Genomic DNA, 17120 nt, shown 5'->3' with positions numbered 1-17120 from the left:
GATCGTGCCATGCCATACCGACGTTGCCCAGCACAAGAGATGAACTCGGCGTGGAGCGATCGCGCACACACCGAGCAGTTCGTCATGATCGTGTAAGGATGGAGAAATGACCACGGCTCATCGCTCAGGCATCGACCTCACCCACCTCGACGGCGACACACGGGCGCAGGACGATCTGTTCGTCCACGTCAACGGAAAATGGCTCGCCGAACACGAGATTCCGGCAGACCGCGCAGTCGACGGGGCCTTCCGGACGCTCTACGACAAGGCCGAAGAAGACGTACAGACCATCATCACCGAAGCCGCGGAGTCCAACTCGGCCGCCGGTACCGATGCACAGCGCATCGGCGACCTGTACTCGAGTTTCATGGACGCCGACGCCGTGGAGGCCGCAGGCCTCGGCCCCATCGACGACGAGCTCGACGCCGTCGCCGATGCGCCGGACCGGTCGTCGCTGGCCACCGTGATCGGACGCCACCAGCGCGTCGGCGTCGGCGGTGCCATCTCGCATTACGTCGACACCGATGCCAAGAACTCCGAGCGGTACCTGATCCACTTCAGCCAGTCGGGAATCAGCCTCCCCGACGAGTCGTACTACCGCGAGGACAACTACGCGGAGATCCGCGAGAAGTACGTCGCGCACATCGACAAGATGTTCACCCTCGCCGGCGTCGGCTACGACGCCCAGCGTGTGTTCGAGCTCGAGAAGAAGATCGCGGCCGGGCATTGGGACGTCGTCAAGCGTCGTGACGCAGATTTGAGTTACAACCTGGTGGGCTTCGAGGAACTGACCGAGCAGAACCCCGGTTTGGACTGGGCGGCATGGCTGTCCGGTCTCGGCGCCGATTCGGAGAAGTTCGCCGAGATCGTGGTCCGCCAGCCCGAATTCCTGCACACCTTCACCGCACTCTGGGCGTCGGAGTCACTGGACGACTGGAAGGCATGGGCGGCGTGGAAGGTGCTTCATGCCCGCTCCCCTTACCTGCATTCGGCCCTGGTCGACGAGACTTTCGCTTTCTACGGCACCACACTGTCCGGGACCGAAGAGAACCGTGAGCGCTGGAAGCGCGGGGTAAGCCTGGTCCAGGATCTGCTCGGCGAGGCCGTCGGCAAGCTCTACGTCGATCGACACTTCCCCGCAGAGGCGAAGACCCGCATGCTGGAACTGGTCGCAAACCTGCAGGAGGCGTACCGCCGCAACATCTCCGACCTCGAGTGGATGAGCCCGCAGACTCGTGAGGCTGCATTGGCCAAGCTCGAGAAGTTCACCCCGAAGATCGGTTACCCCGACAAGTGGCGCGACTACGCCGGACTCGAGATCTCGGCAACCGACCTGGTGGGCAACTACCGTCGCGGATACGCCGCCGAGTACGACCGTGACCTGGCCAAGCTGGGCGGCCCCGTCGACCGTGACGAGTGGTTCATGACACCGCAGACCGTCAACGCCTACTACAACCCGGGCATGAACGAAATCGTCTTCCCCGCAGCCATTCTCCAGCCGCCGTTCTTCGACGCGGCAGCCGACGACGCTGCCAACTACGGCGGCATCGGCGCCGTCATCGGCCACGAGATCGGTCACGGATTCGACGATCAGGGCGCCAAGTACGACGGCGACGGCAACATGGTCGACTGGTGGACCGACGAGGACCGCAGCGAATTCGGCAAGCGCACAAAGGCTCTCATCGAGCAGTACAACGAGTTCGAGCCCAAGGAACTGCCGGGCCACCACGTCAACGGCGAGTTCACGATCGGCGAGAACATCGGCGACCTCGGCGGGCTGTCGATCGCGATCGCGGCGTACAAGATCGCGACCGAAGGTACCGAACCTCCGGTCATCGACGGACTCACCGGCTTGCAGCGCGTGTTCTTCGGGTGGGCGCAGGTATGGCGCACGAAGGCCCGTGAGGCCGAAGCGCTTCGCCGTCTGGCCGTCGACCCGCACTCGCCGCCGGAGTTCCGGTGCAACGGCGTCGTCCGCAACCTCGACACGTTCCACGAGGAGTTCGACGTCAAGCCCGGTGACGCACTGTATTTGGAGCCGGAGAAGCGTGTGAAGATCTGGTAGCAGGGGCAAGCCCCTGTGCGCGCTTAGGGACCCCCTGGACTCCCTGAGCGCGCACGGGGCCGAAGGCCTACCGGGCGTACATGATCACCCCGACGCCGACCAGACAGATCAGCGCACCGGCGATGTCGAAACGATCCGGGCGGAATCCGTCCATCACCACCGCCCACAGCAGTGAACCTGCGACGAAGATCCCGCCGTACGCGGCGAGGATGCGCCCGAAGTTCGCATCGGGTTGCATGGTGGCGACCAGACCGTAGAGGCCGAGCGAGATGACGCCGAGCCCCACCCAGATCCATCCCTTGTGCTCGCGAATTCCCTGCCACACCAACCACGCGCCCCCGATTTCGAGCAGCGCGGCGAGTACGAACAGCAACAGCGAACGTGCGACGGTCATGCCGCACACAGTATCGCTACAGACGTACTCCGGTCTCCGCGGAAAAGAAGTACACCTCGCCGGCCTTGGGCAGCAGATGAAGCGACTCCCCCGGTGCCACCGACATCTTCCGGTCGACGCGAATGACGATTCGACCGGATCGGCTCTGCCACTGCGAATCCGGGGCACCCTTTGCATAGACGAACGATTCGGCTCCCAACTCTTCGAGCAGATCGGCATCCACGGCCAGCGAGCCCTTTCGCCACGCTCCCACCAGATCCCACGATTCCGGGCGCACTCCCACGACGACCCGCTCCCGCTCGGACGCCCCGGTGGGCAGCGGAATCCGCAGATCACCGAGCACTGCGACGGTTCCCTCGACCGGCGCTTCGATCAGGTTCATGCCGGGCGATCCGATGAAGGCGGCCACAAAGGTGTTGACGGGGTTGTCGTAGAGTTCGCGCGGCTTCGCCACCTGCTGCAAGCGACCGTCCAGCATCACCGCCACTCGGTCCCCCATCGTCATCGCCTCGACCTGATCGTGGGTGACGTAGACCGTCGTGGTGCCGAGTCGACGCTGTAGGGCGGCGATCTGCGACCGTGTGCTGACGCGCAGTTTGGCGTCCAGATTACTGAGTGGTTCGTCCATGCAGAACACCTTGGGATGGCGAACGATGGCTCTACCCATGGCAACTCGCTGACGTTGCCCGCCCGACAGCTTTGCCGGTTTCCGTCCGAGCAAGGGTTCGAGTTCGAGCATCCGCGCGGCCTCGAGTACCCGCTCCCGGCGCTCCGTCTTTCCCACTCCGGCATTCTGGAGCGCGAAGCCCATGTTCTGCTCGACGGTCATGTTCGGGTACAGCGCGTAACTCTGAAACACCATGGCGACGTCACGTGCTCGCGGAGCGAGGTGCGTGACGTCCGTGCCGCCGATCTCGATCCGACCGTCCGACGCGGACTCGAGACCGGCGAGCATTCGCAGGCTGGTGGACTTACCGCAACCGGAAGGTCCTACGAGTACCAGGAACTCACCGTCGGCGATGTCGAGGTCGAGACGGTCGACTGCCGGTCGATCGGTTCCTTCGTAGCGGTGCGTGACTCCCGCGAATTGCACGTTGGCCATGAGTGTTCTCTCCTACTACTTCGGCAGCTTGGGGGTGATCTGCCGGTCGATGATCTGCTGCAACTGCGTGGCAACGCCGGCGAATGTCGATGCGACGTCGGCCTTCTGGAGAGCGATCTGCTCGAGTCCGGTGCCGATGATCTGATCCCCACCCGGGACGAACACGCGTGCGTAGTCCTGCGAGCGCGTACGCGAGAGCTGATCCACAGCGGTACGGGAGTTGGGGTTCGCGTCGAGGAACGCCTTCATGCTCGGCTCCGAGGTTGCCGACTTGCGGACCGGCATGTAGCCGACGTTCTGCGAGAAGTACGCCGTGTTCTCACCATTGGTGATGAAGTCGATGAACTTGAGCGCGTTCTTCTTACGCTGATCGGAGATCTTGGACGGGATGGCAAGCCCGGCACCGCCGGTGGGGCAACCGGGAGTTCCGTCCACTGCCGGGAGGAAAGCGGTGCCGAAGTCGAAGTTGGCAGTCTTCTTGATGCCGGACAGATCGCCCGTCGACGCGATGGTCGACGCCAGAATGCCGGTACCGAATTCGTTCGCGATGTCAGTGGAGACCGCGGCGTACTTCTTGTCGTGAATCATGCTGGAGAGGAACTGCCCTGCGGCAATGGTCTTCTCGTTGTCGAGCTGCAGATTCCACTGGTCGGAGTACGAGCCGCCGAACGTCCAGATTGGGCCTTCGTAGGTCCAGCCGAGGTAATCCTTCGCGTTGCCCCACCCGTGTGCCAACTTGCCGTTGCCCACGACCTTCTGCAGCTCGGGTCCCCACTCGTCGAACTCCTGCCATGTCGCCGGCCCACGGTCGGGAAGACCTGCCTGCGACCAGACCGCCTTGTTGTAGTAGAACAACGGCGTCGACCGCGCGTAGGGAAGCGCATAGTGCTTGCCCTGGAACAGGTAGTCGGCGAGCAGTGAATCGACGTAGTCGGCCGAGTCGACCCCCACCTCGGAGAAGAGTCCGTCAAGCGGCTCGATTGCCCCGGCCAGTGCATAGTTGAACCACCAGACATCGGACAGCACAACCACATCGGGCACATCTCCACCGGAGAGGGCAGCGTTGAACTTCTGTGCCACCTCTTCGTAGTTCTTGCCGCCGTCCACCAAGTTGACCTTCAGGTCCGGGTACTTGGTCTGGAAGCGGTTGATCAGTTCCTTCTCCACGTCGGTGGACTTACCCGGGTGGTTCGACCAGAAGGTGATGGTGTTGGAATCACCCGACGCACCGGATGTTCCCGCAGCATCAGCGCTCGACCCGCCGGATCCCGCGCACGCGGTCAGTGCGGCACCGGCGGCGATTGCACCGCCGAGGCTCAAGAATCCGCGCCTGTTCATGTTTGCCATTACTGCTCCTCGAGAAAGAAATGTGACGGGAAAGCTGTCAGCCCTTGACCGCACCGGAGGTGAGGCCCTTGATCATGTGTCGTTGCAGCAGAAGGAAAATCACCAGGATCGGTAGCATCGTCAGCACCGTTCCTGCCATGACCGGACCCCAGTTGGTAAGTCCGTCGTTGTTCTGCAGTTGGGTCAATCCGATCGGCAGCGGCGCTACCGAGGAATCGTCGGACATGAGGAACGGCCACAGGTACTCGTTCCATTCGTTGACCACCGTGATGATGCCGAACGCCACCATCGTGGGTCCGGAAACGGGGAGCACCACGCGCCAGAGCAACCGCCAGTGGCCGGCTCCGTCCATCCGCGCCGCCTCGACGATCTCCGAAGGGATCGAGAGGAAGTGGTTGCGCATGAGGAACGTACCGAAGGCTACACCCGCGAGCGGAACTATGATGCCCTGGAACGTGTTACGCCAGCCCCACTCTGCCACGAGCGCGTAATTCGAGATCACGGTGATCTGGTTAGGAACCATCAATGCGGCGATGATTCCGAGAAAGACGAAGTTCTTCCCCGGGAAGCGCAGGAACACCAACCCATAGGCGCTGAGAGTCCCCAGAACGAACTTCGCCGCCGACAGAATCGTCGTGATCACTATCGAGTTCCGCAAGAACATCCAGAACGGGACCGATGTGGTTGCTTCCGAATAGTTTTCGGGATGCAGCGACGACGGCCACCACGTTGCCGGCTGCGTGTAGATCTCCGGGCGCTCCTTGAACGAGGTCATCACGATCCAGTAGAGCGGCAGGACGATGATGACCAACGCGATCACCATTGCCGCATAGCCGAGGATCTTCACACCGACCTCACGCCGGTCCACGTTCTTGCGGTCCGGGCCGGGCCGAACGACGGAAGTCGTAGCAGCGCTTTTCTTTTCCTCTACCGCTGTCATTTCTCTTCTCCCCGATCCATGGCACGAACCTGGTAGACGGTGATGATCAGCAGGATCAGGAACATGATGGTGGCAACCGTCGCACCGTAGCCCGCCCGGAAGTTTCGGAACGTCTCGTTGTACACCTGGTAGACCATCGTTGTCGTCCCTGTCCCCAGCGGACCACCTCGGGTCATGACGTTGATGATGTCGAAGACCTGGAGCGAGTTGAGCATGACGGTGATGGAGAGGAAGAACGTCGTCGGGCGCAACTGAGGTAGGAGCACCCGGCGGAACTTGGTCCACGGCTTGGCGCCGTCGATTTCGGCAGCTTCGTTCAGCTCTTGCCGAACTCCTTGCAGTGCAGCGAGATAGATGACAAACGTGTACCCGAGGTTCTTCCACATGTATGTCACCGTCACCATGAACAGCGCCCAGTGGGGATCCTGATAGAAGTCGGGCGATTGGAGTCCGACACGGTGCAGGAGATCCTGGATCAGGCCGAAGTTGGGGTCGAAGACGAACTGAAACGCGACACCGATCGCTGCACCGGAGATGACGAACGGAGCGAAGATGGCCGACCGGACCAGGTTTCGCCCGACGAGCTTGCGATCGAGCAGCATGGCCAACGCCAAACCGATGACCATCGAACCCACCACTGTGACCAATGTGAATACCACTGTGTTGGTGACGATCTGCCAGGTGTCGCTTCGTCCGAACCACTCGCGGTAATTGCTCAGCCCGATGAACGTCGCCTTCGGGTCCGCAATGTTCCAGTCGAAGAACGAAAGTCGGATGTTGTCCACCAGCGGGCGATAGGTGAACAAGATCAGCAACGCGAGATTGGGACCTACCAAGAGCGCGAACAGCGCGTAATCACGCCATGGTCTGCCCCACAGACCTGGCTTGCCTGATGTGGGCAGCGTTCTTTCCGGACTCGATCTCACTGAGGCAGTCTGACCGCCCGCAACGAATGAATGGTGAACGTACAAGACACTCGAGCTGAACGCGACACGAAAAAGGCCCTGCGCGAATACTTCTCGCGCAGGGCCTTCCTCGTCGATGTCTAGCGGTTCCAGTCGCCCAATCCGTCGGCGCCGCTGAGGACTCCACCTGCGGTGTTCTGCACGATCACCGGGTCACCCTTGCCTGCGTTCTCGAAGAACCACTTGGCGTCCTCGGTGCTGACATTTAGGCAGCCGTGGCTGACGTTGGTGAAACCTTGTTGCGCAACCGACCACGGAGCGGCATGGACGAAGATGCCACTGTAGGAAATTCGTGTCGCGTACTCGACGTAGGTGCGGTAACCCTCGGGAGAATCGATCGGGACGCCGTACGTGGACGAATCCATGTACATGTCGCGCAACTGCTCACCGACGATGTACGTGCCGTTCGGTGTTTCGTGACCCGGCTTGCCGAACGACGTCGGCATGGTGCGCACGACCTCACCGTTGCGGGTGACGGTGACCTGCTTGGTGTTGTCGTCCGCGACGGTGACGAGTGCGTCACCGATGTTGAACGTGGAGTGCGAATCACCGGCGTCGACGGTCACGGAGATGTTCGCCGGCCAGAACTGTGTCGGCTTCCAACGGACCTGGCTGTCGTTGATCCAGTAGAAGCTGCCCTCGACCGGCGGATCGGTGGTCACGCGAATCGCGCGTTCGGCCGTAGCACGGTCGCCGACGGCCTCGTTGAATCGAATGATGATCGGTTGCGCGATACCGACGGTCTCGCCCGCGGACGGATTGAGCGACGGCGCGGAGAAGTTGGGGACGCCGATGGGAGCCTGAATCGGTGTACCCGGGATGCCCGGAACCGGAATCGCCGGATCGAGGTACGGAACGCCGGGAATGACGGGCAACGGAATGTCGGGTCCACCGGGGAAGAGAGGAACAGCCGCGGAGGGTCCGGCCAGAGCCAGGCCGGCGGCCACTGCTCCGACGATTGCCACGGCAACCCGTGACGTCCGACGACCCTGTTTGCTGCCCATGTCACTACCTTCGCTCGACTGACCACGTACTCACGTGGATCGTGCGCGGCCGGCATCGATACCCGCCTGGTACCGATGCCGATGCACCATTCGGACGCACCCGCTCGGAGCACACCTACACACCCGAGCACGCCGAAGAGAGCAAACCGCACATTTCCATAGTCATTAACACACAAAAGCGGCAATCGAGCAATTCGGATGTTCGCCCAAACGTTGCTATCCCTCGCTCCGGGCAGCCGCCAACATGGATTCGATGGAGATGAGTTTGGTTCGCGGCCGTCCGGTTGCGGCACCGGATGCGCGTTCTGCCTTGTCGATCCGCTGCCAACCTTGATAGTCCACCTGATCCGGCGACCGGTCTGCCAACAAAACCTGCAACTTGTCGGCATCCTCGGTCGGGGTGGCGAGGCGCCCACCAGCGAAGTCGTCGAAGATCATCGACACGGTCTCGGCGGAGCAGTACTTGTTGGTGCCGATCACGCCAGTCGGTCCGCGCTTGATCCAACCCGCGACGTAGACACCCGGGATCGGCGTGCCGGTCTCGGTGTCGATTACTCTGCCGTTCTCGTTGGGGATCACGCCGCGAGCGTCGTCGAAGGGCAAGTCGGCCATCGGTGTGCCGCGGTATCCGACCGACCGAAGCACCAGTGAAGTGTCGATCGTCTCCTCGGTTTCGGTAGGCCGGGCGGAGAGCTGACCGGTCGGCGTTGCCACCAATTCGTTTTTCACGATCCGCACCTGTGAGACTGCACCGTCGCCGAGGACCTCGACGGGAGAGGTGAGGAACCGGAGAACGATCCGCTTGCGAGAAGGATCTGCGGTACGCGAAGCAAATTCCTGCGCCTGCTTGACCTTGAGCAGGACGGACGGCTCGGCGGCATCGCTGTCCACGAACGCCTGACTGGCCTCGTCGAGTTCGGCTTCGATCGGGTCGACGACTACGTCCACGTTCGCCATCTGTCCGAGCGCCAACAGTTCGGGATTGGTGTACGCGGCCTGCGCCGGCCCACGACGCCCGAGAATGACCACCTCACGAATCTTGCTGTTCCGCAGCGCTTCCAATGCGTGCTCGGCGAGGTCCGTCTTCGCAAGCTGGTCAGGGTCGGTCACCAGGATGCGTGCGACGTCGAGTGCGACGTTGCCGTTTCCGACGATCACCGCTCGCTCGCCAGACAGATCGAAAGTCCGATCGGCATATCCCGGGTGGCCGTTGTACCAGGCGACGAACTCGGTGGCGGCGTGACTTCCCGGCAGATCCTCGCCCGGGATCTCGAGCTTGCGATCCCCGGCAGCACCCACCGCGTAGATCACTGCGTGGTGATGGTCCAAGAGTTCCGAATGCGAGATGTGGGTGCCCACCTCGACGTTGAAGTGGCAGCGCACAGTCTTCTTCGCGACGACGGCGCGGAACTGATCGGTGACCCCCTTGGTTCCGGGATGGTCTGGCGCCACGCCGGCGCGCACCAAACCGTAGGGAGTGGGAAGTCGATCGAACATGTCGACCTCGACGCGAGGCTTGCCGGTCAGTTCCATCGCCGCGTAGCAGGCGGCCGGGCCGGAGCCGACGATCGCTACTTTCAGCGTTCCCAGTTCGGGATCGATCTTGGCCATCGTGATCGGCTCGGGCCAATCCGGGCCCATCGGATGCTTCTCGAAGTACGACGCGTTCATCTGCAGGTACGGCGCGTCGTCCTCGTCGAGTTCGTTGTCCGGGAAGATCGCCTCGACCGGGCATTCGTCCACACACGCACCACAATCGATGCAGGTGTCGGGATCGATGTAGAGCATTTCGGTGGTCGCGAACGGGGCTTCGTCCGGTGTCGGGTGAATGCAATTGACCGGACACACGTCAACACACGAGGCGTCGTTGCAGCACGGCTGCGTGATCACATACGCCATGACATTCCCCTATCCCTGAAACACGAAGCTCGAACTGGTTCCCAGACTATAACGTGTTCCAATTTGGCGCGAGAATCGTTTTCAGATCACCCCATTGCGCTTCAGCAGCCACACCGCCTGCACGGTGGCGTGACCTCGCCATTCCAACGCCGCGGCGGGTGAATAGCTGTCGAAATCCACCGCCCAACCGCCGTCGCCATGTTGTCGCGCAGCGAGCGCAGACAGTTCGGACTCGATCACTGATGCGTCGAACAACGCGCGGGTCGGGCCGCCGGGAAGCGGTGAGAAATCGAGGGGCCGCATGAATTCGCCCTCGGCTCCCCCGTCCACGTGAACCAAGCCGTCAGCCGGGATACGCGAACCAAGAGTGCTCACCAACGACGACGCTTCGGGACTGTTCCGGTGAACCGCGTCGAGAAACTGCAAGGCAAAGGCCAGCTCGAGGGCATGGAGAGAATCCGCCCCGTCGATCGCGTCGAGGCAATATCGAACGGCAGAGGCGAACCACGGATGTTCGGCGACGGCCTCGTCGAATTCGGCAACGCGAGCCGCTGCAGCACACACGATGCTGGTGATCTGCAACGACGGCGCCAACGGATCCGCATCCACCCAGAAGGGCGCACAACCGGCCGGGTCGGCGATCGGGAAGGCGAACGGCAAACCGCCGTCTGCCAGCGAATTGGTCTGCAACCAGTCGCACAGTTCGACCGCTCTGGGCGTCGGCGTTCCGATGTCGGCAAAGGCTTCGAAGGCATGCAGCGCTCCGCCAGGTTGGCTGGTTGCCGAGCGAAGATCCGGTTCGAGTCCCCAGCCGTACCCACCGTCCGGGTTGCGATAACCGTCCACGGCCGCACAAACCGCGGCCCGGTCACCCTGTCCGAGAATCAAATTCAGCCGATGCCGATCGAGAGTCCTGGCATGTCCCGCCATGAACCCGACGGCCGCCCTGAGATCAACACTCATGAACGACGACTCAAGATTCGTCGCCGTCGAGCCGGAAGCCGACCTTCAACGTGACCTGGAAATGCGCCACGGCGCCGTTCTCGATGTGACCGCGAGTTTCCACCACCTCGAACCATTCGAGGTTGCGCACCGTCTCGTTCGCCCGGGCGATGGCGGTGCGAATTGCCGCGTCACTGCTCTCGGTGGACGAGCCGACGATCTCGGTCACCCGGTACACGTTGCTGCTCATGGCATTCCCTTCGTGTCAGATTCGACGAACCAACTCCTGCGCCTCGGCGCCGAGCCTCGCAAGGCGAAGATCACCGAGAGCTGTCACAGCACTACCCAACCTGTTGGTGGTGAAACCGAGCGAGAGTCCGCTGGACAGGTCCGCATACGCGCCTGAACCGCCGACTCCGTAGTGGCCTATCGCATTCCGCGGCTGCCGCCGCGCGGCAATGATCGGCGGGTGGTAACCGAGAGTCCAGTTGGGCCGCACCGCCAGCACGTAATCCCGATCGCGAGTCTGGATGGTCGACATCTGGTCGATGGTCGATTCCTTCAGGAACCGCTTCCCGTCGATCACGCCGCCGTTCGCGATGGCGCCGTACATCTTCGCGAGAGCACGCGCGCTGAACACTCCGTTCCAGCCCGGCATGACGGCGTCGTGGACAGCCGGGTTGCGCACCATGACGTCGAAACCGTCCGGCATCGCGGCCTCCGCGAGTCCGCGAGTCGGACCGACGTGTGAGAGCACGGTCGACGCGAAGGCCCAGTTCAAGCCGGCAGGGTTGATATGTGGGAACAGCTTCGCGATCCGTGGACGCTCGGTTTCGGGTACGCGGTACCAGAATTCGTCGACTCCGAGGGGCTTCGCTATCTCCGCTTGTACGACGTCGATGAACGGCTGACCGGACACCCTGGCCACAAGTTCGGCTACCAACCAGCCGTAGGTCACAGCGTGATAGCCGGGGCCTCGAAGCCGACGCGGATCCGGTTTCTCGGCAGCCAGGGCGGCAACGACCGCGTCGTAGTCCATCAGGTCGAGAGGATGCGGCATCAAGCCGCGAACTCGGTGAAGGCCCGCGCGATGTGACATCAGTTCGCGGACGGTGATCTTGTCCTTGCCGGCCGCCGCGAATTCAGGCCAGTACCGAGCAACCGGGGCGTCGTAGTCGATCAACCCACGTTCGGCGAGTCGGTGAACGACGGTGCTGGCGACGCCTTTGCCGGTCGAGAACGACAGCGACACCGTGTCGTGGTCCCAGCGCCGATCACGATCGGCATTGCCGGCCCAGATGTCGAGAACTTTCTCGCCGCCCAGGTACACGACCAGCGCGCCGCCGCCTTGTTGCGGTTGGCGATACATCGCGAAGAAGCGGTCGGCCAAGGGAAGGAATCGCCGGTCCACGTACAGCTCGGTGCGCGAAGGCACCTCCACCCGGGCGAGTGAACCCCGTCGTGCACTGGGAGTCATCGCGTCCTCCGATCCCCGCTGATCAAGTTGCCCGGTCACCCGATCGGTGGCAGGAGCTTGACACCATTGTGACCACTGTCACGCAAGAGGCTCAGGGCCGGGGTGCCCTCACGGGGTGACCCACGTCGAAGTGCCATCGCTGAAACATCCCTGACCTGTGGCGATATTGAAAACAAGGGTGGGACCACCTGAGCAGATCGCCCCGACGTCCGCGTCACCCACCGCCGCTCTGCCACCAGGCCCACTGAGCACGACGGCAAATGGTGAGGAGTCGGTGCGACCGAGTGCGAGCGAACCCGGGCCGTACGCGACGGCGGCAAGTAACCCACCGCGCGACTCCGCCGCAGCAACGCCGCCGAAGAGGCCGAGGCCTGCCGACCTGCCGCCGTCTCGAGAATCCGCGACGCCGACGCCGTCGCCCTCGACGTGTGAAATCGCGTAACTGGAGGGATCTGCCACCGCTCGGCATGCGGATGACCCGTCGACGATCGTCTGATCTTGCCCGCGCGCCGAACAATCCAACGTCGCGGCAGACGCTGTTCCGCTACCGAGTGACAATCCGAAGGCGGCAAGAATCACGCCGCCCGCCGCTAAGCTTGCTGCTCGCATTTTCCGGCGATCCATATCCAACCCCCACAGTGCATTCGACGTGACCGTACATTCGACGTCTGATCGAATTACCCGATATGTCCGCCTCTGACGCTACCCGTCTTTGTTCTTCCGATCGCGGTCCTTGCTCGGTTGAACACGTTTGGGTTCACCGGGCATTTTGGGATAGTTCGGCGGGTACGGCAGATCGCCCAGTCCTGCCGCCAGATCCTTCTCCCACATCTCCAACAGAACATCGAGGGCAAAGGCCTTGTCGTGCATGGCTTCCATCGGATCACCACGATCGGCGAGCAAGCCGGGAACCGTGGCGATGGTGCAGTCGTCTGGATGCACGTCGCGCAGTTCGTCCCAGGTCACCGGCGTCGACACAGTTGCGATCGGCGTCTTACGAGCGGAATACGCCGCCGCGATCGTCCGGTCACGGGCATTCTGATTGAAGTCGATGAAGATCCGTTCACCCCGCTCTTCCTTCCACCACGCGGTTGTGGCGCGATCGGCACTACGACGCTCGACTTCACGAGCAAGGGCGATACCCGCGTGACGGACCTCGACGAAATCCCAGCGCGCCTCGAGCGGGATGTAGACGTGAAGGCCTCGGCCACCGGACGTCTTGGGAAATCCTTCCAATCCCAACTCGGCGAGCAGAGGGCGAAGGACCTCGTCCGCGATGGCAACGGCCTCGTCGAACCCGGTCCCCGGTTGCGGATCGAGATCGATGCGCAGTTCGTCCGGGTGGTCGGTGTCCGGGCACCGCACGGCCCAGGGATGAAACGTGACAGTCCCGAGATTGGCGGCCCACACGATGTTCGCAGCACTTCGCACTCGAAGGACGTCGGCCTTGCGACCCGACGGGAACGTGACCTCGCAGGATTCGACGTGCTCGGGCCGTTTTGCCGGCAGCCGCTTCTGGTAAACCTCTTCGCCCTCGATGCCGTCGGGGAATCGCTGAAGATGCGTGGGCCGATCTTGGAGCGCCCGCAACGCTGCACCCTGCAGCGCCACCGTTCGGTAGTACTCGACAAGATGCCGTTTGGTTCCGCCGTCCTCACCCAACTGCGGATAGTAGATCTTGTCCGGGCTCGACAATCGGACCGCGATCCCGTCGACGTCCAGTTCCTCTGCCGGGCTCGCCATCACTTACCGCCTGCAAGAACATCCGCGAAGTCGTATCGCACCGGAACCTCCAACTGATCGAATGTGCATTCGTCGGGCACCCTGTCCGGACGCCAGCGCAGGAATCGTGCAGCGTGCCGAAAGCGTTCCCCTTCCATCTGGTCGTACGCCACTTCGAGCACCCTCTCAGGACGAAGCGGAATCCAGGAGCGGTCTGCGGCCGATCTCCACCGGCTGGCCTCTCCCTCGGCTACAACGTCGTCCCCGAGGCGCAAAGGTTCGAGTTCGGCCAACAACTCGATCCGCCGCGCCGCGGTGAAAGCAGAAGCGCCACCGACCATCTTCAATTCGGAACCGTCGTACAGACCAAGAAGCATCGACCCGATACCTGGCTGACTCTTGTGGGGACGGTAGCCCAGCAGTACGACATCCGCGGTCCTGGCGTGTTTCACCTTGATCATCTCGCGCTTGTTCGGCAGGTACGGTCCCGCCAGCTTCTTGGCGACAACCCCGTCGAGACCCGCGCCTTCGAAGGTTTCGAACCAGGCCATTGCTTCGGCGCTGTCGGCCGTCGCTGCCGTGACGTGGCAACTCGGCCCGCCACCGACGCAATCGAGGAGCAACGCACGTCGAACCCCGAAGTCCTCGATCGAGACGTCGCGATCGCCGAGCGCCAGTAAATCGAACCCGACAAATTGCGCGGGCGTCTGTTCCGACAACAATGCGACGCGGCTCGCGGCGGGGTGAATCCGCTCGGAGAGCGCTTCCCAACTCAGGCGCGTCACACCGTCGATCTCACGGGGAACCACCAGTTCTCCGTCCACCACACATTTTTCGGGCAATTCAGACTTGACGGCTTCCACCGCTTCGGGAAAGTACCGCGCCAGGTCCTTTCCTCCTCGCGATCCGAGCACCACTTCGTCACCGTCACGAAAGATGATTGCTCGAAATCCGTCCCATTTCGGCTCGTACGACCACGTCGGGTCACCGGACTCGGGCTGAGGCGGCACAGTGGCCGCAGCCTTCGCGAGCATCGGGGCGAGCGGCGGCATCAGGGGTAGCTCCACCTACCCATACTGACAGTCCGGTTGGCAATTCGACTACCGATGTATTGGAATAGGTCCCGAACAATCCACGAACCAACAGAACTATCCAAGAATCAACAAAGGGGTCCTTATGTCCGGAATCGTCCGGCGACTTTGCACTGCGGTGATCGCAACTTCTGCAATCGCCGCCTTCACCGTCGGTTGCGGTTCCGACATCGAGCCGAAAGCCATTGCGGAATCATCTTCCTCGGTTGCCGATTCGACCACTACCTCCGCAGCCCCGACCACCTCGAAGATCACCGGCCAGGAGGGTTCGGACGATGGCGGCGACGTCGACATCGACGTGTCGATCGGTGATTGCGTCAAACTCGGCGGCACCACGACGGCCGCGGAAATCGACAACGCGGACTGCGGTAGCAAGGATTCCAACTACAAGGTGGTCGCCAAGGTTCCCACCTCTGATCTGTGTGCCTCCGATGTCGACTCGTACTACTACGAGACCCTCGCGGGTGACGAGCAGGGCGCTGTCTGTCTCGACGTCGACTGGGTAGTCGGCGGATGCATGGACCTCGGCAGCGGAATGGATGAGCCCGCCCGCATCGAATGCTCGGATACCAGCGGCACCAATGTAGTCGAGGTCGTCGAAATCCTGCAGAACTCCACGTCGATCGACGAATGCGGTTCGGGGGCAGACTCGGGATTCGAGCACCCGGAACGTAAGTTCACGGTCTGCGTCGCAACGCTCTGATTCGAGCGCCCTCCCGAAAAACACCTGTGCGCCTTGCCAACCGATCTCGGTTGGCAAGGCGCACAGCGCTTTCTACAGCCGGCGCTTTCTACAGCCAGCCCCGACGCTTGAAGATCGTGTAGAGACTTCCACAGGTCAGGAACATCATCGAGAGCGCAAACGGATAGCCCAAGTGCCAGTGCAGTTCCGGCATGTCGTCGAAGTTCATCCCGTACACGGTTCCGATGAGCGTCGGCGCGAAGAGAATTGCCGCCCACGCCGAGACCTTCTTGATCTCCTCGTTCTGCGCGTAGCTTGCCTGCGTCAGATTGCGCATCTCCTCGTTCTGGTTCTGCGACACCAGAGTTGCGTTCACCGTGAGGATGTTTCCGAGCAACTGACGAAAGCCGTCGGCCCGCTCCACCACAGTCGTCGCATGGTCGGTGACGTCGCGGAGGTAACGCTGGAGTTCCTCGTCCGTGTGGTACTTGTCGAACCCTGCCGACAACCCACGCAGCATTCCCAGCAGCGGACGCGTCGCCCGCTGGAATTCGATCACCTCACGGGTCAGTTCGTAGATGCGACGCGAAACTCCGGGATCGCCACTGAATACTTCGGTTTCGATCTCGTCGATGTCGTTCTGCAGTCCGGCCACCACCGGGGCGTACCCGTCGACGACTGCGTCGAGAATGGCATAGAGAACGGCCTCGGTACCCAACCGCAACAGGTCAGGATCGTTCTCCATGCGAGTCCGCACCGCCGACAGATCCGGCGATTCACTGTGACGGACGGTCAGAATGAAGTTCGGACCACAGAAGATGTGCAACTCGCCGAATTCGACCCGCTCGGTCTCGTCGCGGTACCGCGCAGCACGCAGCACCACGAACAGTGTCTTGCCGTAGCGCTCGAGCTTGGGGCGCTGGTGCGCGACGATCGCATCCTCGACCGCCAGTTCGTGGAGGTCGAAATGTTGTGCAGCGGCATACAACTGGGCGTCGTCGGGCCGGTACATGCCGATCCACGCCATCGACTGCGAATCCGGAAGGCATGACAGTGCTTCCGCCAGCGTGGACGGTGACGCTATCCGCTCGCCGTCGCGGTACACGCCGCTGTTGACGACGGTCGATTCGACGGGCGCCACCGCCTCGGGCGGGGCAGCCTTGACGACGGTGCGTGCGGCACGCGAGTGTCCGGGATGTGAGTCACCGAGCCCCGCGGAACGACGTGGCAGTACCGAACGTGAACGACGAAATTCGCGCATGCTGAACAGCTTTCGAGGGAAGAGTGAACGACGACGCTTGCTTCACAGCAAAGCCGAAGCCGATGAACACACGATGAAGCTGCAGCAAAATACCGGATCAACCCGGGCGGCTACAGCTTCAGTTGGTACTCGGAGGTTGGCCACGCATTACAGCCACACCTCCTCTTCCCTGAATTCCTACGCAAGTCCGCGCACGACGCCAACATGCTACCCCGACTGTCAGAGCACG

At 62.4% G+C, this 17120-nt stretch carries 16 protein-coding genes; 2 read left to right on the top strand and 14 right to left on the bottom strand.

Going from position 1 to position 17120, the window contains the following annotated elements; all coding sequences use genetic code 11:
- Positions 1-106: 106 nt before the first annotated feature.
- Positions 107-2065 carry a M13 family metallopeptidase gene (locus tag YH3_RS17020; protein ID WP_064443749.1) on the top strand — a complete coding sequence of 653 codons (1959 nt, stop codon included), beginning with the start codon at positions 107-109 and terminating at the stop codon, positions 2063-2065.
- A gap of 67 nt (positions 2066-2132) precedes the next feature.
- Here the strand turns inward: YH3_RS17020 and YH3_RS17015 are convergent, their stop codons facing one another.
- The 13 genes from YH3_RS17015 to YH3_RS16955 form a co-directional block, all read right to left on the bottom strand.
- Positions 2133-2459, bottom strand: coding sequence for a YnfA family protein (locus YH3_RS17015; RefSeq protein WP_003940244.1), 327 nt, complete (start codon positions 2457-2459; stop codon positions 2133-2135).
- Between the two features lie 16 nt (positions 2460-2475).
- A complete protein-coding gene (locus tag YH3_RS17010; protein ID WP_007731405.1) occupies positions 2476-3561 on the bottom strand; it encodes an ABC transporter ATP-binding protein in 1086 nt (361 codons plus the stop codon).
- Between the two features lie 15 nt (positions 3562-3576).
- Positions 3577-4908 (bottom strand): ABC transporter substrate-binding protein, encoded by a 1332-nt coding sequence (locus YH3_RS17005; RefSeq protein WP_003940485.1) that lies wholly within the window; start codon positions 4906-4908, stop codon positions 3577-3579.
- Between the two features lie 37 nt (positions 4909-4945).
- Positions 4946-5848 (bottom strand): carbohydrate ABC transporter permease, encoded by a 903-nt coding sequence (locus YH3_RS17000; protein WP_042452747.1) that lies wholly within the window; start codon positions 5846-5848, stop codon positions 4946-4948.
- Complete coding sequence (locus YH3_RS16995; RefSeq protein ID WP_003940557.1) at positions 5845-6819, bottom strand: carbohydrate ABC transporter permease; 975 nt, start codon at positions 6817-6819, stop codon at positions 5845-5847. Before YH3_RS16995 ends, YH3_RS17000 begins: the two co-directional genes overlap by 4 nt.
- A gap of 74 nt (positions 6820-6893) precedes the next feature.
- A complete protein-coding gene (locus YH3_RS16990; RefSeq protein ID WP_007731397.1) occupies positions 6894-7817 on the bottom strand; it encodes an Ig-like domain-containing protein in 924 nt (307 codons plus the stop codon).
- 216 nt (positions 7818-8033) lie between these two features.
- Positions 8034-9716: an FAD-dependent oxidoreductase gene (locus YH3_RS16985; protein ID WP_007731395.1), complete on the bottom strand. Its 1683-nt coding sequence runs from the start codon at positions 9714-9716 to the stop codon at positions 8034-8036.
- Between the two features lie 81 nt (positions 9717-9797).
- Positions 9798-10679, bottom strand: a complete 882-nt coding sequence (locus YH3_RS16980; RefSeq protein ID WP_042924996.1) for a hypothetical protein — start codon at positions 10677-10679, stop codon at positions 9798-9800.
- 10 nt (positions 10680-10689) lie between these two features.
- Positions 10690-10908 carry a dodecin gene (locus YH3_RS16975; RefSeq protein WP_003939815.1) on the bottom strand — a complete coding sequence of 73 codons (219 nt, stop codon included), beginning with the start codon at positions 10906-10908 and terminating at the stop codon, positions 10690-10692.
- A 15-nt stretch (positions 10909-10923) separates the two neighbouring features.
- Positions 10924-12135, bottom strand: coding sequence for a serine hydrolase domain-containing protein (locus tag YH3_RS16970; protein WP_003940004.1), 1212 nt, complete (start codon positions 12133-12135; stop codon positions 10924-10926).
- A 108-nt stretch (positions 12136-12243) separates the two neighbouring features.
- Positions 12244-12759 carry a DUF6764 family protein gene (locus tag YH3_RS16965; RefSeq protein WP_039973227.1) on the bottom strand — a complete coding sequence of 172 codons (516 nt, stop codon included), beginning with the start codon at positions 12757-12759 and terminating at the stop codon, positions 12244-12246.
- A 78-nt stretch (positions 12760-12837) separates the two neighbouring features.
- The gene (gene ligD / locus YH3_RS16960; protein ID WP_003940248.1) at positions 12838-13878 is read right to left on the bottom strand and encodes a non-homologous end-joining DNA ligase; all 1041 of its coding nucleotides are present in this window, start codon (positions 13876-13878) and stop codon (positions 12838-12840) included.
- The gene (locus tag YH3_RS16955; RefSeq protein ID WP_039973226.1) at positions 13878-14924 is read right to left on the bottom strand and encodes an ATP-dependent DNA ligase; all 1047 of its coding nucleotides are present in this window, start codon (positions 14922-14924) and stop codon (positions 13878-13880) included. The genes ligD and YH3_RS16955 overlap by 1 nt, the downstream gene beginning before the upstream one ends.
- 109 nt (positions 14925-15033) lie before the next feature.
- Between YH3_RS16955 and YH3_RS16950 the strand changes: the two genes are divergently transcribed.
- Positions 15034-15651: a hypothetical protein gene (locus YH3_RS16950; RefSeq protein WP_007731384.1), complete on the top strand. Its 618-nt coding sequence runs from the start codon at positions 15034-15036 to the stop codon at positions 15649-15651.
- 88 nt (positions 15652-15739) lie between these two features.
- Here YH3_RS16950 and YH3_RS16945 read toward each other — a convergent pair whose 3' ends face one another.
- Complete coding sequence (locus YH3_RS16945; RefSeq protein WP_007731382.1) at positions 15740-16891, bottom strand: magnesium and cobalt transport protein CorA; 1152 nt, start codon at positions 16889-16891, stop codon at positions 15740-15742.
- Positions 16892-17120 lie beyond the last annotated feature (229 nt).

This window comes from Rhodococcus sp. YH3-3 (assembly GCF_001653035.1).
Lineage (GTDB): Bacteria > Actinomycetota > Actinomycetes > Mycobacteriales > Mycobacteriaceae > Rhodococcus_F > Rhodococcus_F qingshengii.
The sequence above is the reverse complement of the archived record's forward strand: the minus strand, read 5'-3'. Positions and strand labels throughout refer to the sequence as shown.